The organism is Candidatus Schekmanbacteria bacterium (assembly GCA_016219965.1).
Taxonomy (GTDB): Bacteria; Schekmanbacteria; GWA2-38-11; order GWA2-38-11; family J061; genus JACRJM01.
In genome coordinates this window covers 131322-151415 of the sequence record JACRJM010000004.1, presented here as the reverse complement: position 1 = coordinate 151415, position 20094 = coordinate 131322, and the positions used below count along the sequence as shown (strand labels likewise).

Annotated in this window: 24 protein-coding genes; 9 read left to right on the top strand and 15 right to left on the bottom strand. The window is 41.2% G+C overall.

What is annotated here, in order from left to right; all coding sequences use genetic code 11:
- Nucleotides 1-69: 69 nt before the first annotated feature.
- Genes HZA77_05975 through miaA form a run of 6 tightly spaced genes read left to right on the top strand, consistent with a single transcriptional unit; the run spans nucleotide 70 to nucleotide 3481 of the window.
- Complete coding sequence (locus HZA77_05975; GenBank protein ID MBI5374962.1) at nucleotides 70-291, top strand: DUF433 domain-containing protein; 222 nt, start codon at nucleotides 70-72, stop codon at nucleotides 289-291.
- A 56-nt stretch (nucleotides 292-347) separates the two neighbouring features.
- Complete coding sequence (locus HZA77_05970) at nucleotides 348-626, top strand: hypothetical protein (GenBank protein MBI5374961.1); 279 nt, start codon at nucleotides 348-350, stop codon at nucleotides 624-626.
- On the top strand, nucleotides 623-847 hold the full coding sequence (locus tag HZA77_05965) for a DUF2283 domain-containing protein (GenBank protein MBI5374960.1): 225 nt from the start codon (nucleotides 623-625) through the stop codon (nucleotides 845-847). Before HZA77_05970 ends, HZA77_05965 begins: the two co-directional genes overlap by 4 nt.
- A gap of 30 nt (nucleotides 848-877) precedes the next feature.
- Complete coding sequence (locus tag HZA77_05960; protein MBI5374959.1) at nucleotides 878-1393, top strand: MogA/MoaB family molybdenum cofactor biosynthesis protein; 516 nt, start codon at nucleotides 878-880, stop codon at nucleotides 1391-1393.
- Nucleotides 1393-2583: an MFS transporter gene (locus tag HZA77_05955; GenBank protein ID MBI5374958.1), complete on the top strand. Its 1191-nt coding sequence runs from the start codon at nucleotides 1393-1395 to the stop codon at nucleotides 2581-2583. Before HZA77_05960 ends, HZA77_05955 begins: the two co-directional genes overlap by 1 nt.
- On the top strand, nucleotides 2528-3481 hold the full coding sequence (gene miaA / locus HZA77_05950; GenBank protein MBI5374957.1) for a tRNA (adenosine(37)-N6)-dimethylallyltransferase MiaA: 954 nt from the start codon (nucleotides 2528-2530) through the stop codon (nucleotides 3479-3481). Before HZA77_05955 ends, miaA begins: the two co-directional genes overlap by 56 nt.
- Here the strand turns inward: miaA and lon are convergent, their stop codons facing one another.
- From lon to HZA77_05895, 11 genes are all read right to left on the bottom strand, one after another.
- Nucleotides 3482-5878 carry an endopeptidase La gene (gene lon / locus HZA77_05945; protein ID MBI5374956.1) on the bottom strand — a complete coding sequence of 799 codons (2397 nt, stop codon included), beginning with the start codon at nucleotides 5876-5878 and terminating at the stop codon, nucleotides 3482-3484.
- 62 nt (nucleotides 5879-5940) lie between these two features.
- Nucleotides 5941-6375, bottom strand: a complete 435-nt coding sequence (locus HZA77_05940) for an Hsp20/alpha crystallin family protein (GenBank protein MBI5374955.1) — start codon at nucleotides 6373-6375, stop codon at nucleotides 5941-5943.
- Between the two features lie 63 nt (nucleotides 6376-6438).
- On the bottom strand, nucleotides 6439-7608 hold the full coding sequence (locus HZA77_05935; protein ID MBI5374954.1) for a nicotinate phosphoribosyltransferase: 1170 nt from the start codon (nucleotides 7606-7608) through the stop codon (nucleotides 6439-6441).
- Complete coding sequence (locus tag HZA77_05930) at nucleotides 7608-8120, bottom strand: ATPase (protein MBI5374953.1); 513 nt, start codon at nucleotides 8118-8120, stop codon at nucleotides 7608-7610. The genes HZA77_05935 and HZA77_05930 overlap by 1 nt, the downstream gene beginning before the upstream one ends.
- Before the next feature lie 20 nt (nucleotides 8121-8140).
- Nucleotides 8141-9595, bottom strand: a complete 1455-nt coding sequence (locus HZA77_05925) for an RtcB family protein (protein ID MBI5374952.1) — start codon at nucleotides 9593-9595, stop codon at nucleotides 8141-8143.
- 25 nt (nucleotides 9596-9620) lie between these two features.
- Entirely contained in the window at nucleotides 9621-10046 is a 426-nt protein-coding gene (locus HZA77_05920; GenBank protein ID MBI5374951.1) for an archease, read from the bottom strand.
- A gap of 151 nt (nucleotides 10047-10197) precedes the next feature.
- Nucleotides 10198-11178: a DUF4921 family protein gene (locus tag HZA77_05915; protein ID MBI5374950.1), complete on the bottom strand. Its 981-nt coding sequence runs from the start codon at nucleotides 11176-11178 to the stop codon at nucleotides 10198-10200.
- A gap of 9 nt (nucleotides 11179-11187) precedes the next feature.
- Complete coding sequence (gene pyrF, locus HZA77_05910; protein MBI5374949.1) at nucleotides 11188-11928, bottom strand: orotidine-5'-phosphate decarboxylase; 741 nt, start codon at nucleotides 11926-11928, stop codon at nucleotides 11188-11190.
- 201 nt (nucleotides 11929-12129) lie between these two features.
- The gene (locus tag HZA77_05905; protein ID MBI5374948.1) at nucleotides 12130-12720 is read right to left on the bottom strand and encodes a hypothetical protein; all 591 of its coding nucleotides are present in this window, start codon (nucleotides 12718-12720) and stop codon (nucleotides 12130-12132) included.
- A 41-nt stretch (nucleotides 12721-12761) separates the two neighbouring features.
- A complete protein-coding gene (locus tag HZA77_05900) occupies nucleotides 12762-13067 on the bottom strand; it encodes a hypothetical protein (GenBank protein ID MBI5374947.1) in 306 nt (101 codons plus the stop codon).
- Nucleotides 13048-13332, bottom strand: coding sequence for a BrnT family toxin (locus HZA77_05895; protein MBI5374946.1), 285 nt, complete (start codon nucleotides 13330-13332; stop codon nucleotides 13048-13050). Before HZA77_05895 ends, HZA77_05900 begins: the two co-directional genes overlap by 20 nt.
- Before the next feature lie 299 nt (nucleotides 13333-13631).
- Here HZA77_05895 and accC point away from each other — a divergent pair, with 299 nt between their 5' ends.
- The 3 genes from accC to coaBC are packed head-to-tail and all read left to right on the top strand — an operon-like array spanning nucleotide 13632 to nucleotide 16862.
- Nucleotides 13632-15134: an acetyl-CoA carboxylase biotin carboxylase subunit gene (gene accC / locus HZA77_05890; GenBank protein ID MBI5374945.1), complete on the top strand. Its 1503-nt coding sequence runs from the start codon at nucleotides 13632-13634 to the stop codon at nucleotides 15132-15134.
- A gap of 16 nt (nucleotides 15135-15150) precedes the next feature.
- On the top strand, nucleotides 15151-15651 hold the full coding sequence (locus HZA77_05885) for a biotin/lipoyl-binding protein (GenBank protein MBI5374944.1): 501 nt from the start codon (nucleotides 15151-15153) through the stop codon (nucleotides 15649-15651).
- A 2-nt stretch (nucleotides 15652-15653) separates the two neighbouring features.
- Nucleotides 15654-16862, top strand: coding sequence for a bifunctional phosphopantothenoylcysteine decarboxylase/phosphopantothenate--cysteine ligase CoaBC (gene coaBC, locus HZA77_05880; protein ID MBI5374943.1), 1209 nt, complete (start codon nucleotides 15654-15656; stop codon nucleotides 16860-16862).
- Between the two features lie 427 nt (nucleotides 16863-17289).
- Here the strand turns inward: coaBC and HZA77_05875 are convergent, their stop codons facing one another.
- Genes HZA77_05875 through HZA77_05860 form a run of 4 tightly spaced genes read right to left on the bottom strand, consistent with a single transcriptional unit; the run spans nucleotide 17290 to nucleotide 20071 of the window.
- Entirely contained in the window at nucleotides 17290-17763 is a 474-nt protein-coding gene (locus HZA77_05875; GenBank protein MBI5374942.1) for a signal peptidase I, read from the bottom strand.
- Nucleotides 17744-18664, bottom strand: a complete 921-nt coding sequence (locus tag HZA77_05870; protein ID MBI5374941.1) for a hypothetical protein — start codon at nucleotides 18662-18664, stop codon at nucleotides 17744-17746. Before HZA77_05870 ends, HZA77_05875 begins: the two co-directional genes overlap by 20 nt.
- Nucleotides 18661-18954, bottom strand: a complete 294-nt coding sequence (locus HZA77_05865) for a PqqD family protein (GenBank protein MBI5374940.1) — start codon at nucleotides 18952-18954, stop codon at nucleotides 18661-18663. Before HZA77_05865 ends, HZA77_05870 begins: the two co-directional genes overlap by 4 nt.
- A 37-nt stretch (nucleotides 18955-18991) precedes the next feature.
- Nucleotides 18992-20071 carry a radical SAM protein gene (locus HZA77_05860; GenBank protein ID MBI5374939.1) on the bottom strand — a complete coding sequence of 360 codons (1080 nt, stop codon included), beginning with the start codon at nucleotides 20069-20071 and terminating at the stop codon, nucleotides 18992-18994.
- Nucleotides 20072-20094 lie beyond the last annotated feature (23 nt).

The following is a 20094-nucleotide window of genomic DNA, read 5'->3' as shown; positions in this document are numbered from 1 at the left end:
AAACAATATCATATTTTTGTTGTATTTTAGAAATAAGATTTGTAAATTTATAACAAAAAGGAATGATAAATGACATTAAAATTTATTGAGTCAAAGGCAGGAGTTTGTGGGGGGAAACCTTGTTTTAAAAAAACAAGAATTCCTGTTCATGCAATTCTTGAGATGATGGGCGCCGGAAACTCAATTGTTGAGATTATAAAAGAATATCCTCAATTAAAAAGAGAGCACATTCTTGAAGCAATAAGTTTTGCAGCAGAACTTGTAAATTATGAAGAAATCAGCCTTCCGTAATGAATCTTCTTCTCGATGAAAATCTTCCGCAAAGAGTTAGAAATAGAGATTAATGCATGAAACCCATCAGGCTTTCAAATCATTCAAAATTGCAAATGTTATTAAGATGTGCGACAGAGGAAGAAGTTAAGTTATCTATTCATGAAAGCACATGGGCAAAAGCAAAAATGGGAAAGTTTCAGACAAAGAAACAATTTTCTTTTAACAAAATGTCCCCAACTAATAATCAATTTTATAAATACAAAACCGTGGAACCTATATTTGCAGACGAACAAAATGAGATTGTAGTAATAACAGTTAAAGTATATTATTCAAATCAGGAGGTAAAATCATGAAAATACAATACGACGCAGAAGTTGATGCTCTTTACATTGAATTTCGTCCTATTGCAGCCGGAACAGCTGAAAACAGAGAACTAAGTGAAGATGTAACAGCTAACTATGGTCCGGATGGCAAACTCTCAGGCTTAGAAATCTTGAATGCAAGCGCTGTTCTTGGTGAAAAGTTGAACAAGGTAATTGTTGAAGTAAGCCCTGTTGAACACACTGTTGCTTGAGAAATATAAATTGTTCAGCAAGGTTTTACTATGGGACATAAAGACCACAAAGAAGAGGCAAAAGCAAAGGCACGGTGTTTTATAATAACCGTAAGCGACACACGCACGCCTGAAACCGACACGAGCGGAAAGCTTATAGGAGAGAAACTGCGGGAAGCCGGCCACGTTGTGGTGTCAATTGTGATACTTCCTGATGAGCCCACGGTTGTAAAAGAAAAAGTCTTGATCGAATCGCAGCGTACTGACATTGATGCCATAATATTAAACGGCGGCACCGGAATATCGGAGCGGGACTCAACATTTGAGGCAATCGAAATCCTGCTTAAAAAGAAACTCCCCGGCTTTGGCGAACTTTTCAGATATCTTAGTTACAATGACATCGGCTCTGCTGCCATGATGTCGCGCGCAACGGCAGGCGTAAGAAACGGAAAGCTTATATTCTCAATCCCCGGCTCGACAGGAGCCGTATCTTTAGCCCTTGAAAAACTGATCATCCCGGAACTCTCCCATATGTTGTGGGAGCTTAGAAAGCATATTAAAGCCTGATGAAGTTTGACAAGGGTCTTATACCGATTCTTTTTGCCGTAACCCTCACAGGCTTCGGGATGAGCTTTGTCACTCCACTGATTCCGCTGGTTTTGAAAGATGCAGGGATAAACCTTTTTGCCATAGGCCAGATAGCATCAACATTTTTTTTCTGCTTCACAGTGGCAACCCTTTTCGTAGGAAAAATAGTTGATCGGATAGGATGCAAAAAGATGATCCTCTTCGGACTTTTCCTTTACGGCGGACCTGCCCTGTTTTTCCCTTTGATAAAAACACCCGCTCTTTTTTACTTTCTCCGAGGTGTGCAGGGACTAGGCAATGCCGGGCTTTTTGTATCAACGGAAGCTGCTATAAACCTTCTTTCATCACCGGAAAACCGCTCAAAGAACATGGCATACTATACGCTTGTTTTCGGTCTTGGCTTTTCTTTGGGACCGATTATAGGCGCAACACTTTTCAGCTATTCACGAGTCCTCCCTTTTTATTTTTGCACAACGCTTTTTATGCTATCGCTGGCAACAATGCTTTTCTTCTTCAGCGATTACAAGGTGCATGAAAAGAAAAGTGACTACAATATGCTGGATCTTATAAAAACTCTCAAGATACCCATATTCGCATCCTGCTCATATGCATTTATCGAAGTCAGCATCGGAGCCTTTCTTTCACTCTACCTTGACTCTATTGAAATCAGAGGGGCAGCACTTGGCACAATATTCATGGTATTTGCAATAGGAGGGATTGTCTCGCCGGTTCCGGCAGGGAGAATTGCAGACCGGATAGGGAAAAACAGAAGCCTCTGCATACTGGCGGGACTGCTGGCTTTGCTCACAGTCATATTTAATTTTTCTCCGCACTTTTACATGATGCTGTTCCTTGTCTTCGGTGTAGGTTTCGTGGCTGGAGGGATCTATCCGATAGCGCTTTCATTGATTGCCGACCTTGTGCCGCGCGACAGGATGGGGGCTGCAAACTCCACTTTCTCATTTGCATTCGGATTTGGCAGTATCATTGGTCCGATTGTAACAGGCTATTTCACTAACCTTGCAGGTATCAAATATCTTTTTTACCCCATGTGCGCGGTCGGGTTAATATTCTTTTTTGCAATGCTCTGGGGTTCCGGAAGAAATCAGAAAAATGTCACAAAATCTGGCGAAGCTGCTTATAATAGCGGGACCGACAGCATCGGGTAAGACAGCAATCTCGGTCGAGGTCGCAAAAAAAATACACGGCGAGATTATTGTTGCAGACTCCATGCAGGTCTATCGCAAGCTCAACATCGGCACTGCAAAACCTTCGTTGGAAGAAATGGCAGGTATTCCGCACCACCTTATAGACATCATTTGCTCGGATGAAACTTTTTCTGCCGGCGCTTTTGCTAAAGAAGCTTCAAAAGTTATTGAGGCGGCAACTGCCCGCGGGAATGTTCCCATCATATCAGGAGGGACAGGTCTTTACATAAAAGCCCTTATCCATGGACTGGCACAGGGACTGCCGTCAGATACTGCGATAAAGGAAGACATAAAATCAAGACTCGTAACTGACGGATTGCCAAAGCTTTACCATGAATTAAAATCAGTTGATCCGAAAACTGCTGCAAGACTTTCTCCGCAAGATAAGCAGAGGGTAACGCGGGCTCTTGAAGTTTACTATGCGGCAGGCACACCTATCTCAGAGCTTCAAAAAAAACATAAATTCAAAGCAGAGAAATACAATTATCTTTTCTTCGCCTTGAGGCGCGACAGAAAAGAATTGATTGAGCGGATCGAGAAACGCGTTGATGAGATGTTTGAAAAAGGGTTAGTTGATGAAACCAGGATGCTCATTAATAGATTCAAAAATAAATTCGAGGAAAAAGATATAAGTGCGTTACGGGCGATCGGTTACAGGGAAACCGTTTTATATCTCGATGGAAAACTTAATCTCGAAGAGACAAAAGCGCTTGTCAAAAAATCAACCCGCGATTACGCCAAGCGCCAGATGACGTGGCTCCGCCATCAGCACAATGTTAACTGGGTGGATATCACTGAGAACAGCGAACCACAAGCCGAAGATTTTATAACCAGCAAAGCCCTCAATTTCTTTACATAATCACTTCACTTCTTTTATTTTCGAGCGGGAGTTGTTCTTTTTCAGGGCAACCTCTATAACGTCATCAATCTTATCAACAAAGATAAAGTTCATTTTGTTCCGTATTGCTTCAGAAATGTCTTCAAGGTCTTTCTCATTCTTTTCCGGAAGAATTATTGTTTTGATCCCTGCCCTGTTGGCAGCAAGAACCTTATCCTTTATTCCGCCTACAGGAAGGACTTTACCCCTAAGCGTGATCTCACCAGTCATTGCAACATCATCCCTCACTGTCCTGCCTGTAAGAAGCGAAACAAGCGACATGGCAAGAGTTATCCCTGCTGAAGGACCATCCTTTGGAATGGCGCCTGCCGGAATATGGATATGCAGATCCATATTTTCAAAAAAATCATCATCGATTCCCAGGCTTGCCGCACGCGCTCTCACACAGCTTAAAGCTGCCTGTGCCGATTCCTTCATTACGTCACCTAAAGAACCTGTAAGGGTAAGTGATTTTTTGCCCTTCATCTTCGTAGATTCTATAAAAAGTATTTCTCCTCCCACCGGCGTCCATGCAAGACCTACTGCCACTCCCGGTTCCTTTATCCTGTCCGCAATCTCGGAATAGAACTTCATGGGACCAAGATATGATGAGATGTCGTTAGGACCGATCGTAGATTTTCCTTCCTTCCCCTCTGTAACAGCTCTTGCAACCTTGCGGCATATGGAAGCAATCTCGCGCTCAAGATTCCTGAGCCCTGCCTCGCGCGTGTAGTCGCGGATGATCTTTACAACTGCTCCGTCATTTATCTGAATATTATTATCCTTAAGCCCGTTCTCTGTTATCTGTCTGGGAATGAGATATTTTCTGGCAATCTTAACCTTGTCTTCCTCTGTGTATCCTGCAAGTTCCAGCACTTCCATCCGGTCACGAAGAGGAGCCGGTATAGAAAAAAGGACGTTTCCGGTTGTTATGAACATCACACGGGAAAGGTCGAAGGGAACATCGAGATAGTGGTCTGAAAATGTATTGTTCTGCTCAGGGTCAAGGACTTCAAGGAGCGCTGATGATGGATCACCCCTGAAATCAGAACCAAGCTTGTCAACTTCATCAAGCATGAAAACAGGATTGTTCGTCCCTGCATTTCTTATACTCTGCAATATCCGCCCCGGAAGAGCTCCTACGTATGTCCTCCGGTGCCCTCTGATCTCAGCCTCGTCGCGGACTCCCCCCAATGATAAACGTATAAACTTCCTTCCCATTGCCCTTGCGATGGATTTCCCAAGAGAAGTCTTCCCTGTACCGGGAGGACCTATAAAGCAGAGTATTGATCCCTTTGAATCCGGTTTCAGCTTTCTTACAGCAAGGAATTCAAGTACCCTCTCTTTCACCTTGTCGAGGTCAAAATGATCCTCGTCCAGAACTTTTCTCGCCGCTAGAATATCGAGGTTATCTTCTGTTGACTTTGCCCATGGAAGATTTACAAGCCAGTCAAGGTAGGTGAGTGCCACAGTATATTCGGCCGATTCAATCGGAATGACCTTCAACCTGTCCATTTCCCTCGTTGCTTCTTTCAGTGCAGTCTCAGGCATTCCCGACTCTGCTATCTTTTTTTCAAGCTCTTCAATCTCGCGGGTCTTCTCATCCTTTTCGCCAAGCTCCTTTTGTATGGCTTTGAGCTGCTGCCTTAAGATAAAGTCCCTCTGACCTTTATCTATCTCAGTTTTCACCTCACCCTGTATCTTTGCGCCAAGCTCGACTAACTCAAGATTTTTCTCCACAATGGCTGTTACAGACATAAGTCTTTTATGGACATCCAGTATATCAAGGATGGTTTGTTTCTCAGCTGCCGGTATATTGAGACTGGAAGCAATAAGGTCTGCTATCCTTGCCGGGTCACTCAGATTCGTTATCATTATCTGGAGTTCATCAGGGATATAAGGAATTTTTGAAATAAGGGCTGAGAATTTGCTCACAAGGTTGGTCTTGAGCGCGTCTACTTCCTTCCCTTCGCTATTATAAGCTCTTAGTGGTTCAACTGATGCCTTCACATAGGGAGTTACCTGCGTTACTTTTTTCAGTCCGATTCTCCCCATCCCCTGAACAAGGATACGCACGCTGTCATCAGGGAACCTCAGCATTTTAACTATGAAGCATGCAGTTCCCATTTCGAAAAGTTGAGGCATGCCTGTTCCTTCTTTATTATCTCTTTCAAGGAACAATCCTATTATTTTATTGCTTACCAGTGAATCATCTACAAGCTTTATGGAATTAGCGCCGGTAATAACGAGCGGCATGACTGTTCCCGGGAAAACAACCATATCCTTCATAGGCAGTACGGGCAGCTCTCCTGGTATTTTTCTGAAAAAGTCTTCTTCCCTGTCATTGTTTACATCTTTGTCGCTTATCTCTTCTTCCATAGATCTTCCATCCATTGCAATGTACTCCCTTCAATGAACTTCCGGCGAAACTTTAGTTTCCCTCATTCAGTAGTTATTTTAATCGTTTTGCTGACAGTCTTAAGAGGCAGATTTATTTTCAATATCCCATTGACTAAAGCAACCTTTATCTTGTCAACGTCTGCCTTATATCCCAGCTTTATCATCCTTTCAAACTTCCCATACTCGATTTCAAGCTGGCCTATGCGATTTACTTTTTTTACTTCTTCATTTTTCCTTAATCCTGATATTTTTAAAATCCCATTTTCGCAACTTAAGTTGATGTCTTCTATTTTTACACCAGCTATTTCAACAAGAATGATTATTTCTCCGTCAGCCTCAAAAATATCCATAGCCGGTTTCCATACCGGATCAGCATTATACCTTGGATAACTCATAAAATTCTGAAGCTTATAGAAAAAATCTTCCATATCATCATCAAAACCGCAGCCGCACCATTTTTTGAAATCATCAGCCATATAAATTATCCATGTATTGTTATTATATTTTACAGCATATCAGGATTTACTTCGAGCATCATCTTATTTTATTTGCCCGAGGTTCATATCCTTCACCTGCTGAAAAAGCCTTCCCCTGATTTCTTCTATTCCCGGAAAATCAAAAAGATTTCGACCTGCATTTAACGCAGGATTGAGTCTCTCTTCCATAATGCCGCCGCAATCGCATGAGATTGCCTCATTCACCTTTGGAGTCACTTTAGCCGAGCCGCAGGAACTGCATGCGAGTACGGATTTTTTACCTGACAGTTTTCCTCTTTTTGAAAACGGTTTTCCCTCAATATCAACTATATCCATTGCAAAATCAATGACGGGCGCATTGCTTATAAATGTCCCAACGCCAAATCCATCCGCATCATCCCGCAATTCTTCTATATCATGCTCTGTAATCCCGCCGCTTACAAATATTTTTATTCTTCCAAACCCAATCCGGTCAAGCTCCCATCTGACTTCTCTTACTATCTCTTTAATGTTCCCCCGTCTGCTTGCCGGCGTATCTATTCTTATGGCTTTAAATTTTTCGCCCAGAGCTTTTGCAAGTCTTATTGCCTCAGCGCGTTCATCATTGAACGTATCAATGAGTATAATTCTTTGAACAGCCGGGTCAATAACCTCATCAAAAGCCTGTGCAGCCTCTATTGTATCTCCGACTATAAGGATTAAGGCATGCGGCATTGTGCCTGACGGGTTTATCCCTATCTCCTGCGCTGACTTTACGACTGCAACACCATCACATCCACCAAGATATGCATTTCTTTCTATCATTGGAGCAATCGCAGGATGCATCCTCCTTGCGCCAAAACTCAGCACTGTTTTGTCACCGGCAGCAGCTTTGCACCGGCATGCACGCGTCGCAATTCCGGATGCCTGACATAACAGGCCGAGTATGGCAGTTTCATACTTGCAAAAATAGCTGTACATCCCTTCAATCTCAAGTACCGGTTCATTCACCCTGAAGATCCTTCCTTCATCCAAAGCCCTCACCCTGATGTCAAGCTTTTGGAGCATTGCAAGGCATTCATCAAGACCTGCAAGCACCGCCCATTTCCAGCCGTCAGGGAAACTTTTGCAGATTATCTCTGCCGTTACAGGTTTATCAATCCCCTTTTTCTTCAGGACTTCTAAAGTCCTTTCAAAATACACATCAGTGATCTTACCATCCATTATTTCTTTTTCTGTAGCTATGTGAAACATCATCTCTCCCATGTAACTCTTGCGATTTTGTTTCCCGGCGACCATGAATATTTGACACTACCGTTATAAGCGTTATTTATGGCCCTTCCGATTCTTTGCGCAAGCTTTTCAGTAGTTGTAGTTATTCTCGCTGACACATCTTCGTTCTTAATCTCTATTATTCTTTCCATGGGATTAAATCCCATAGCCCTTTTTTCCTCATTAGAAACAATCCTCATTATCTCATCCCTGTGCGAGCTGAAAAACTCCCCTTTCAGACTTACATACCCTTGCGGATAATTGTCTTTTATTTTCATGCAGGCAGGACATTTCGCATGGCTTACATCAGGATCTTTTAAAAGCTTTTTGAGGCGTTCCGCATCTATATGCCAAACCTTATTAAGGTAAAAAGAGTTACAGCTTTTGCAAACCGTCTTTTCAGAAATGTTCAAGGAATTTGAATATGAATCTCCCCCTAAATGGATACTTTTACGATGTCCTTTCGAAATACTTGTCTGAATAGTCCTTTGCATAACAAGCACCTCCTTTTAAATTACCCCTTTACAACAGCAAGCGGCCTAAGTTTCGCAACCTTCCTGCTTATACCGCATTCATGCACGACATTTACAACCGCTGATACGTCTTTATAAGCTTCAGGCATCTCTTCAAGAAGCGTTTCCCTTCCTGCCGCTTTAACAAATATCCCTTTATCTTCAAGCTCCCTGACTATGGCTCGTCCTCTGCCTCTTCTCTTCGCCTCGCTTCTGCTCATCAGACGGCCCGCGCCATGACATGCGCTTCCAAAGGTCTCGGTCATGGAAACTGCGTTTCCTGCAAGGACATAGGAACATCTCCCCATGTCGCCGGGAATAAGAACAGGCTGTCCCACATCTCTGTACATTGATGGTATTGCAGGATGACCCGGAGGGAATGCTCTTGTTGCTCCTTTTCTGTGGACACAAAGTCTCTTATTTACCCCTTTGACAATATGCTCTTCTATTTTTGCTATGTTATGTGCAACATCGTAAACAAGCTTCATGGAAAGGGTTGATGGAGAGATATTAAAATATTTCATAAAAACTTCTCTTGCCCAGTGAGACATTATCTGTCTGTTTGCAAAGGCATAGTTTGCCGCAGCTGCCATCGCCGACAAATATTCCCTTCCTTCTTTTGAATTAATCGGTGCTGCACACAACTGTCTGTCAGGTATGTCAATACCGTATTTGTTTACTGCCCTGTTCATTACCTTTATATAATCATCGCATATCTGGTAACCCAGCCCGCGGGATCCGGAATGGATGAAGACCGTTATCCCATCTTTAAAAAGTCCAAACACCTTAGCTGCTTCTTCATCATATATCTCTTCTACAAAACCTACCTCTACAAAGTGGTTGCCTGAGCCCAAAGTGCCGAGCTGGTCATTTCCCCGCTCAAGCGCCCTGTCGCTCACAAACTCGAAGTTTGCATCTTTAATACATCCTCTGTCTTCTATGAATTCAAGATCCTCCTGAAAGCCAAATCCATTTTCAACAGCCCAGCGTGCACCTTTATGGAGTACCTTCTTTTCTTCTTCACGTGTAAGCCTTAAATCCTTCCGATGTGAACCGACCCCTGAAGGTATTGCCGCATATAGAACTGCGACAAGCTCCTTCAGGCTCTTTTCCACCTCATCCTTTGTAAGATCAGTCCTTAAAAGCCTTACGCCGCAGTTAATGTCGTATCCTACTCCACCGGGGGAAACCACCCCGCTGTCAATGTCAAAGGCGGCAACACCTCCGATAGGAAAACCATATCCCCAATGGATGTCAGGCATCCCAAAAGAGGCACCTACAATACCTGGAAGCGTTGCGACATTGGCAACCTGAACAAGAGACTGATCGTTCTTTATTATCTCCATCATCCTGCTGCTTGCGTAAACAACACCATCAACCCTCATGCTCCCGGTTCGGTTAAGCTTCCATTTATTATCGTTGACCCTTTCAATACTTTCTTTATCCACTGTTTCCATTAGAGCCGCCTTTTATAATAATTACTCACACATCAAGGATTATACGCGCCACCCATTCTTCGCCTGCTTTTTTAACTTCAAGTGCATGATAGGTAGCCGCTTTAATGCTGGATTTTAACAAATGTTTTGAGCTATCAAACCGCTCGCCATGGCAGACTGCTTTCAAAAAACCATCTGCGAAATTGCAGTTTTCTATACTCCCTATGAGATATTTATCTGTTTCAAACTGGAAGATGATCTCATTCAACCAGTCCACTAGCAATGATTCCCTGTTCCCGTCATCAGGGACTATGATTGTCTTTTCAATCTCTTTATCAACCTCGTCAACATTGACCATAAGGTCAGTCACCGCCATGCCGGCCAGACGGAATAATTCTCTTAAATCCAATGCAGATACTTCAATTCCTATATCTGCCGTATGCTCAATAATCCTGTAAAAGTCTTGTTCCATAATAATTTAACCTTGAGTTTTTCATCCTCTATTAAATTATATTATTGCAATTAAATATTATATCAACCTGACTGGTAAATCAGATAAAAAGGGCATTGCAAAGAGGATATTCCTGAAGTGCAGTTGGTTCCTAAAGATTCTTATTAATTTCTTAAAGCATTACTTCCTTCAGCCGCTTAATAGCTTCTTCCGGGGTTATGGAGTTTATGTAGAGACCGGTCCCCCACTCGAAACCCGCCATGTCGTCTGTCTGAGGTTTTATCTCCCAGTGCCAGTGATACTCTTCCCTGTAAGTCTTAAAAAACGGAGAAGAATGCAGTACAATACTGAATGAAGGATTCTTAAGTGCTGCTTTTAATCTTTTAAAAGTAAAAAGGAAGGCTTCTGCAAGACATTCTATTTCAGAGTCTTTTATGGTTGTATAATCCGCTTCATGACTTTTTGGTATAATGCAAAGCTCATAGGGAAACCTTGAGGCAAAAGGCGCAAAAACAATCACAGAATCATTTTCAAAAAGAATACGCTCACCTACACCCAGCTCTTCAACAATAATATCACAATAGATGCATCTCTCTTTCATTTGAAAATATTCAATAACGCTCCGCATCTCATCATCAACCCTTTTAATAATAAATGGAAGCGAAAGAATGTGTGAATGGGAATGGCTGTAATTGCTTGTGTGCACTCCGTGATTTTTAACAATTATGACGTGTTTGGCAGAACTGTCATTCTTGAAACCGGCGCTTACGTCCCTGTAAATACCGAAGAGTTTTTTCATCCTGCTCATATCAAAATCCCACCATGTTTTATCATGGTCAGGAGTTTCCACAACTATCTGGTGAGCCCCTTTGGGATTCATGACATCGTACATACCCTTACCATATTTTCCCATACTGATTGCTTCTTTAAGAAGAGCGTTCTTATCAGGTACTATCCTTATGTCCCATTCACCTGCTTTTCCCGCAGAAGAATCAATTCTCGATATCTCATCCGGCGTCAGATGCTCATTGCCTTTGCAAAAAGGACATATCTGCTTCTCTGCAGAGGATAATGTTTCTTCATGCTCCATTCTTCTTTCAGGGGCAGCTATCACCCATCTCCTGCTGATAGGTTCCTTTCGTAGCTCTGACATATCTTTCTCCTACTTGAGTTTTTCTGCTGACTCTATTTCTTCAGCAAGAGCTTTTACAACACTGAGAGGATCGGGAGAATCTTTTATTGGTCTTCCGACAACAAGGAAATCTGCTCCAGCCGATATTGCATCACCTGCACACATCACTCTTTTCTGATCATCAGATTTTCTTCCCTCGGAAGGTCTGATTCCTGGTGTTATTATTTTGAAGTTCCCTCCAAGTGATTTTCTAAGAGGAGATATCTCGAGCGGAGAACATACTATGGCGCCTGCACCTGCGCTTACGGCCAAACCGGCAAGCCTCAGTACCTCTTCTTCCGGGCTTGCCATCACGCCGATATCTTCAAGGTCTTTCGCTGAAAGACTTGTCAAAACAGTCACAGCCGCAACGAGTGGCGGTACTTTGCCGTTTTGTTCGCAGTAGCTCCGGACTTTTGAGCATGTTTCCTCAACCATTGCCCGCCCGCCTGATGCATGAAGGGTAAAGATTGATACTCCAAGCTTTGCCGCCTCTATTGCAGCAGAAGATACTGTATTGGGAATATCATGATATTTAAGATCCAGAAATACTTTGCACCCTGAGTTTATTATATCTTTTACTATTTTTGGACCGCATGCTGTAAAAAGCTGTTTTCCTATTTTATAAAACAATACACTACCACGAAGTTTGCTCACCCATTTCATCGCTTCATCGTAACCATCAACATCAAGCGCAAATATCAACCTCTTGCTACCTCTGATTTCTTCCATGTTCTTTCCCAATATTGTTAAAATTAAAATGACATTATACGCCACTGTGTTTGAACAAAAAAGGATTTTCTGAGTTGATAAGTTTTAAAAGTATTTGCGAGGCATCCTGACTATACATCAAAGCTTACAAAGAGGGTAATTGAGGGAATCTTTTTCAGAAAACACTGGATAACGATATGATGGGATTTGTAATCATCTAAATTACTTTTTTAATTTTTGATACCATTGTTTCTGGGCTTTAGACGCATCTGGCAAAGCAATAACATCTTTCATACTCGCAACTTCATTTCTATAATAATTAACAATTGCCTCATATGATATTCGCGGCTCTGGCGGGTCGAAAACTTTCCAATTTCCATCTTTAAAAACCATCTGAAATTTCACAACATCATTTTCCATATAATTCTCAATAAGTTTTCTATTGTATCCGTAGCTCTCAGTATTAGCTAATCTTGTATACGATACTTCAACAACAGCCCTTTCACCTTTTACCTCTATGTTTTTTATCTTGTATGAATCAACGACAACTAAAGGATCCCAATCCCAAGTTTTATCAACAGCTCCTACAGGTGGATTTATTTTATCATCTCGTGCAGCTTGATCAGGGCTAAAAGTCACATAAAAAACACGTGCATCTCTAATTCCATTAAATTCACTACTGCAAAACTCCTGTAACGTTTTTTTTGCATCTACTTCCTGTTTGCTTTCAAATGCACACACGTGTGATGAAATTAACATCAAGAAAACAAATACCACAAGATTGAAAGCACTTTTGTTTTTTAAAAATCTCATAAAGTTATCTTATATCTGGACTAATGGTTAGATTTTCTTTTTTATTTGGTGTGAGCAGGTATCCGCCTCTTTGATGGAATAATTTTAATAAGAGATCGAAGTGCTTTATTTACTGATTTTGAATTTGGAAAATATTTTTTAACATCAGGCTCTAACATAACTGCCCCTTCCTCAAGTTTAAAATATTGGACTGAAACAGAGCCATCAGCTTTGAGAATCTCTACTTTATGTCCTGCCCTATATGCTTTGTAATATTTCCCCTGCACTGCTCCTTTTAAAATGGAAAAATCATATTCCGGCTTCATATCTTCTTTTTTATTTATGTCTTTAGAAACTGCCCTTTTCATAAAATCTCCTTTCGCTATCTGTTGCTTTCCTGCAACTTATAATACGTATTCTATCCTTTCGCTCAGTATGAATCAAAATCAAAATACGCCCTTTTGAAGAAATGCCAATGTTTATATAACGATCCTCGTTTATGGAATGTTCATTATCAGGAAACGTAAATAGGAAAGGGTCATTGAAAATAGTTTTACCTTCATCAAAGCTCACCTTGTGCTTCTTGTAATTGAATTTCGCCTTAACTTCATCCCATTCAAATGTGAGTTTCATGTATCCCCACTGAAAACAGAGTGTCTGCTATAAAATAAAAATAGTCCGCGTTATGAATACAAAGGTTGCCCCATTTTTTAACTTGCATCATTAATATGACTGATTCATTACATTGTCAACGGAATAGCTGGACAAAGAGTCACATCAAATTTACTTTTTTGCAAAGCTGCATATTTGATTCTTTGTTTCTGCGGATTACTTAAGTTTTAAGTTGATAAAGATGATGCTTTGCTATAGACTTCCGTCTCCTAAGCTAGTCCTGTTTACGTTGTTTAATTTCAAAAGGATTAAGAAAAAAAATGTTTAAAAAGATTTTGATAGCAAACAGAGGCGAGATAGCAATACGTGTAATCCGCGGATGCCAGGAGTTAGGAATAAAAACTGTGGCAGTTTTTTCCGAGGCTGACAGAACATCTCTTCATGTAGGTTTTGCAGACGAGGCATATTGTATCGGACCTGCAGCATCGAGGGAGAGCTATCTCAAGATAGACAACATAATCAAAGTTGCAAAAGAAAGCGGAGCTGAAGCAATACATCCCGGATACGGCTTCCTTTCCGAGAACAGCCTTTTTGCCAAAAGCTGCGCAGAAGCAGGAATAAAGTTCATAGGCCCTTCTCCTGATGTGATAGAAAAAATGGGGAATAAAATCATTGCCAGAAAATATATGTCCGATGCCGGAATTCCGGTGATTCCCGGGGCAAAAGGGAATGTAAGCGATGAAGATGCAATGTCCGTAGTTAAGGATATAGGGTTCCCTGTGATGGTTAAGGCAGCGGCAGGCGGAGGCGGGAAAGGAATGCGCATAGTCCACAGTGAGGCAGATATGGTTAGCGCACTCAGAGCTGCAAGGTCAGAAGCCAATTCCGCGTTCGGTGACTCAGCAATATACATAGAAAAATATATTGAGAACCCGCGCCATATAGAGATACAGGTTCTTGCCGACGAGCATGGCAATTCAGTCCATCTCTTTGAGAGGGAATGTTCTATACAGCGCCGTCACCAGAAGATAATAGAAGAGACACCTTCTCCATTCGTTGACGATGAACTCAGGATGAGGATGGGAGCGACAGCGCTCAAAGCTGTAAATACCGTTGGCTATACAAATGCCGGAACGGTTGAATTCCTCGTAGATGAAAAGAAGAACTTCTACTTTCTCGAGGTGAACACAAGGTTACAGGTTGAACATGCAATAACGGAAATTGTGACTGGCATTGACCTGGTCCAGCAGCAGATAAAGATTGCGGCAGGAGAGAAACTGCCATTTGAGCAGAAAGATTTAAGCCAGCACGGTTCATCAATGGAATGCCGTGTCTATGCGGAGGATCCGGACACTAATTTTCTTCCATCGCCCGGCCAGATTAACAGCCAGAGGGTTCCGGCTGGTTGCGGCGTAAGACTCGATTCTTTTGCATATTCAGGATACACCATATCAGTTCATTATGACCCCCTCATATCAAAGCTCGTCGTATGGGGGAAAGACAGGGAAGAAGCGAGGCTTAGAATGCTTAGGGCGTTAAATGAATACACCATAACTGGGATAAAAACTACGATTCCATTTTTAAAAAAGATATTGAGCAATGAAAATTTCGTGAAGGGGAATACTTATACGAACTTCATCGAAAAATACATTGAAAGAGAAACAGGATACTCTGAAGAAGGGACGAAAGTCGCTCTTATCTCTGCAGTCATACATGCTTTTTCAAAATTTGATTCAGAATCAATGTTTCACAGTGCGGACAGGAAAGACAAAAGTCCATGGAAGATGGCCGGCAAATGGCAAATGTGGGGAAGCAGGCTCTAACGCATAAGGTAAAAAAATGCACTTTGATATAGTTCTTGGAGAAAAAGAATATACATTAGAAATTGAAAAAAATGAAAACCGTTTTGATGTTACAATTAACGGCGAAGAACAATTCAGTGTTGATGCTGTCAATCTCAAGCAGGACCTGCTTTCACTGTTGATCGGGAACAAATCATACCTTGTAAATATAAAGGATGACAACAGGAAATATATGGTCGATGTCAATGGCGAAACCTTCAATATCGAGGTTTATGAAGAAGGCTCACCGAGACGCCTTCAGAGAGGTTCTTCAGGAGTTCAGGGAAAACAGGTAATAAAAGCACCGATGCCGGGCAAAGTAATAAAAATCCTGGTAAAGGAAGGCGATGAAGTAGAAAAAGGAAAAGGGGTTGCTGTTATAGAAGCCATGAAAATGGAAAATGAGCTTAAAGCTTCTGCCAACGGGACAATAAAAGAAATAAATGTTGAAGAAGGAAAGGCAGTGAACGCAGGCGACACTCTAATTGTAATAGAATAAATATGCTTGCCGGGAAAAAAATCACGATTGGAATCACAGGAGGAATTGCAGCTTACAAATCCTGTGAGATAGTACGAGAACTGAAAAAAAAGAATGCATCGGTAACTGTAATAATGACTGCCAATGCGCAGCAATTTGTCACCCCTCTGACATTCAGATATTTATCCGGCGAAAAGGTAATAACCGGGATGTTCGATGAGCCTTCGGATATTGACATAAAACACATCTCTCTTTCGAAAGAAACTGACCTGCTTCTTGTCGCACCGGCAACTGCAAATATTATCGCTAAATTCTCTGGCGGAATATGTGATGACTTTCTCTCGACATTTTTTATCTCATATACCGGAAAAGTATTGATCGCACCTGCAATGAACACAGCCATGTTCAACCATAACATTACTCAGTCAAATATTAAAAAACTCTCGTTGCTGGGAGTTCGCTTTATAGATCCGGCATCAGGTTCACTTGCATGCGGCGACGAAGGGATAGGCAGGCTTGCAGATGTAGAGCAGATAATTAGCGCTGCATGCAACGAACTTCTAAAAAAAAAAGACCTCACAGATGAAAAAATACTTGTAACAGCCGGACCTACAAGAGAATATCTTGACCCCTTCAGATTCATAAGTAACCCGTCATCAGGTAAAATGGGATATGCCATCGCTGCTGCTGCCGAGAGGAGAGGTGCAGATGTTACATTGATTACCGGTCCCACAAACCTTCAGGATCCTTCTGGTATTAAAACCATTCATGTCGGTTCTGCTGAAGAAATGCGAAAAGAAGTCCTGAAAAAATTCAAATCATCAACAATCACGATCAAAGCCGCTGCGGTTTCAGATTTTTCACCTGAAGAAAAAGTGCCTGAAAAAATAAAAAAAGACGGAAACTCTAATTTCAACCTCAAGCTTAAACTGAATCCTGACATTTTAAAAGAGATCTGCAAGTCCAAGAGCAAAGATCAGATTGTCGTTGGCTTTTCCGCAGAAAGCAGCAATCTTATTAAGAACTCCATGAAAAAAATGAAAGACAAGGGATGTGACCTCATAGTTGCAAATGACATCACTAAAAAAGGTTCCGGATTTGAGACAGCTACTAACATTGTTACAATCATAGATAGTAAAGGCGCAATAACTCAACTCCCTGAATTGCCTAAAGAGGAAGTAGCTGATTTGATACTAGATAAAGTAATTCAAAGAAAAAAATGTCATCAATGACTATTGTCTTATTTATGACACAAAACAAGCGTTTTTCACCGTATTCATCATAACACATAATATCTTAAATATCAGATAGTTAATCTCAGCAAATCTCATTATTTTTTCTGGCATGCTTTGTGCATATTCAAATGACAGCAAGCAGTGTGACAGATCAAGATAAAAAGTCACGAGACTGTTGAAAAGATCCAGATGAGAGCGTAAATCGAGAGATAAGAGTCCAGATGATGATGAAATTGAAACGCTCATAAAAATCTGTCTTCGGCTTGCTTGGGGCAGGGGGAAAAGAACCAGTTCTTGTACTAATTATGTTACTGACCGCAGTACCCGAGAATATCCTGCCAGTTGGGGACGCTGAATTTCAGCGTCCCCGTCTATTTTATAGCAGAGCTTCCAAAACAACATTCAAAAAAATATCATAGTTTTGTCACAGGAAAATCTTCTTTATTTTTTTGACAACCGGATAGATTACAAAACTCAAAGGCGAGAGTAACGCCAGAGCCAAACCGTTGGCACGCATCTTTAATGAATTATACTCAACTGTTACTCCATTTCTTTCAACACTGAGCATTTTACCGTATATATTCTCTTCTCTCACAGTACCATCAGTAAACTCAAGTGCATCTCCTTTTACTATGAAGCTCTCGTCTTTTTTCTTTCTTATAACTCTGTGAAGCCTCATCCTCCCTGAACGGTCCTGAAAAAGCACTATATCCCCTACCCTGCAACCTTCACTCTTCAAAGGCTCTATTACCACTATGTCTCCATGTTTTACAAAAGGATGCATGCTCGAACCAAATGCTTTGAAACGCAGAGGAAGACCTTTTTGAAGGATAGACCTGCTTAAATCTGCAAAATCATTTCCATCGAAATTGATTACTTCAGTAAAGTGACCTGACATAATCTATGACCTTCCCGTCAGGTAAAAAACCAAGTTCATAAGATGGGACAGAAGAGATTATATTTGAAATCAGAGAAAGTGTGCACTCCATTCCGGTGCTGCTCCAGAATGTAGGGAACGAACGAACTACAAGTCTTGAAAAGCTGTCACTGCTTCCAATAAGCTCAGCCTTGTTTTCAGAAGCATGTTTTAAAAAAAAGATTTTATCGATTGATGATGATTCCGGAAGGTCTATGCCGGCTGTCCCGTGCCATGGCGTACCATAAGCTATAAGAGCCCCATCCGCTTGCTCACGTATTATGACCCGCTCATCTGTGAATATTGTTCCGCAGTTATTTTCTTTCCATATCGTAGCCATAGTGCTTTTACCTGCCCCTGAGGTTCCCGAAAAAAGTAGCCCCTTGCCAGAGTCATTTAGAAAACAACCATGAATAATTATTCCTTTACGAATCGAAAGGTGATTAACCATCATTAACTCATCCAAAGGATAATCGAATGGATTTACAACTTCCACGTTATTAACAATCTTTCCGTTCACATTCTTCCTCAAAACCACTTTGCCTAAGCTGAAGTCACCATTAAAATAAGCCACTTTATAAGGCTCATTGCCAAACATTGGAGAATTGAATGAAATCAAATATCCGTGACTCCCGTTTTCATAGAGTGACCATACGCCGCCTGATTCGAAAAGTTTTTTCATGGCGGAAAGAGCGGGCATCTCGCCTGTCATATATTCAAGTGATATATCTTCCTTCACTTCATTTATTAAATACTTTGAATGAACATTAGTCAGAGAAAAACTGAGATCCTTTTGGAGAGTTGATACCTTGATTCGTACCCCGCCGATAGAGACACGTAAATCTTTATACATATTCTTCTGAAGTTCAGGAATGGAGTTCATGCTATCTCTTTTATACCGCCAAGTTTTTCGAGCTGGTTGATAAATCCGCAGACATCCTCTTCAATCTGTTTCTCATCGCTTGCATATTCATCAAGAAGGACATTTTTTATATCCTCAATGCTGCGCTGCCCGTCAATCAGTTCCCACACCCTTGCTCCAACCTCATCCAATACATAGGCGCTTTCAAGGTCATAGACCTTGTTTGTCACAGGCACAAGAATCATCTCATCAATCACCTTGCGTGCAACCAAATTTGAATCTTTTTCAAATCTCTTTTTCAATAATTCCATTAAATAATCTCCCCGGCAATTCCTGATATTTTTTTTCCTAAATAAATTCCAAACCCTTTACCCTGAGATTTGCTATTTTACACAGATATTCGCTGGGCTCTTCTTTATTCCCAAACTCAAGATTAGACCACCCAGGACACTGACCGCATAGTGCAATAAATCTGCACTCTCTGCATTTTGTCCTTCCTTCAACTTTTTTGTTTATTATATCAGGAAAGAATTTATAGTAACCTTCTTTGAATGTCCCATTTCTCAGGGAATAATCTAAAAATCTTGCCAGTACACATACATTGAGATAACCGAAAGAATCAATGTAAAAAGAATTTCTTCCGGCAGAGCACACAAAGAGATTGTCATTTACAGGTGCTCCGATAAAATCCTTAGAGAATCTCTTCCATTCAGCCACCCTTTGCGGATCGGCAAAATCAAGCCTTGCAACTTCTTCAGGTGAAAGTCTGAGCCCTTCCGGCCCCTTTTTTCCGTCAAGTCGCGGATTAAGGACAGGATCAAAGCGAAACTTCTTCCCCTTTGACTCAACCCATTTTTTCATCTCATCTATTTCTTTATAGTTTAACCTCATTATTACTGACTTTATCTTGAGTGGTAGTTTGTTGCTTATTATGAGATCAACTCCATTCATGAATCTGTCAAATGAACCCTTAACACCTGTAACACCCTCATATGTTTCAGGTGTAATGCCATAAAGAGTAGTCTCTATTGAAAGGGGAGGATATTCTTTAAAAACTTCTATTATCTTTTCATCAATAAGCGTTGCATTTGTAAATACCGTTACAAAAAAACCTCTTTTCTTTGCATAGACATATATCTCCGCAAAGTCTTTTCTTAAAAGCGGTTCGCCGCCTGTAAAAAGAAGCCAGAGGCATCCTTCCACAGAAACTTCACTGAGAATTTTTTTTAGTTCCTCAGTAGTCAGCTCTTTTTCAGAATTTGCATCATTTGCAGGAAGATTTATATAGCAGTGTGCACATCTCAAATTACATCTTGCAGTAAGCTCAATAGTGCCGGAAAGTGGCGTCCTTTCTTTTTGAGCCTTCGCAAGAAGTTCTTTGCCAAACTCATCATACCCGAGAGAAGATATTTCAGGACAATCAGCCATAATGTCTTTTATATGTCATAGTT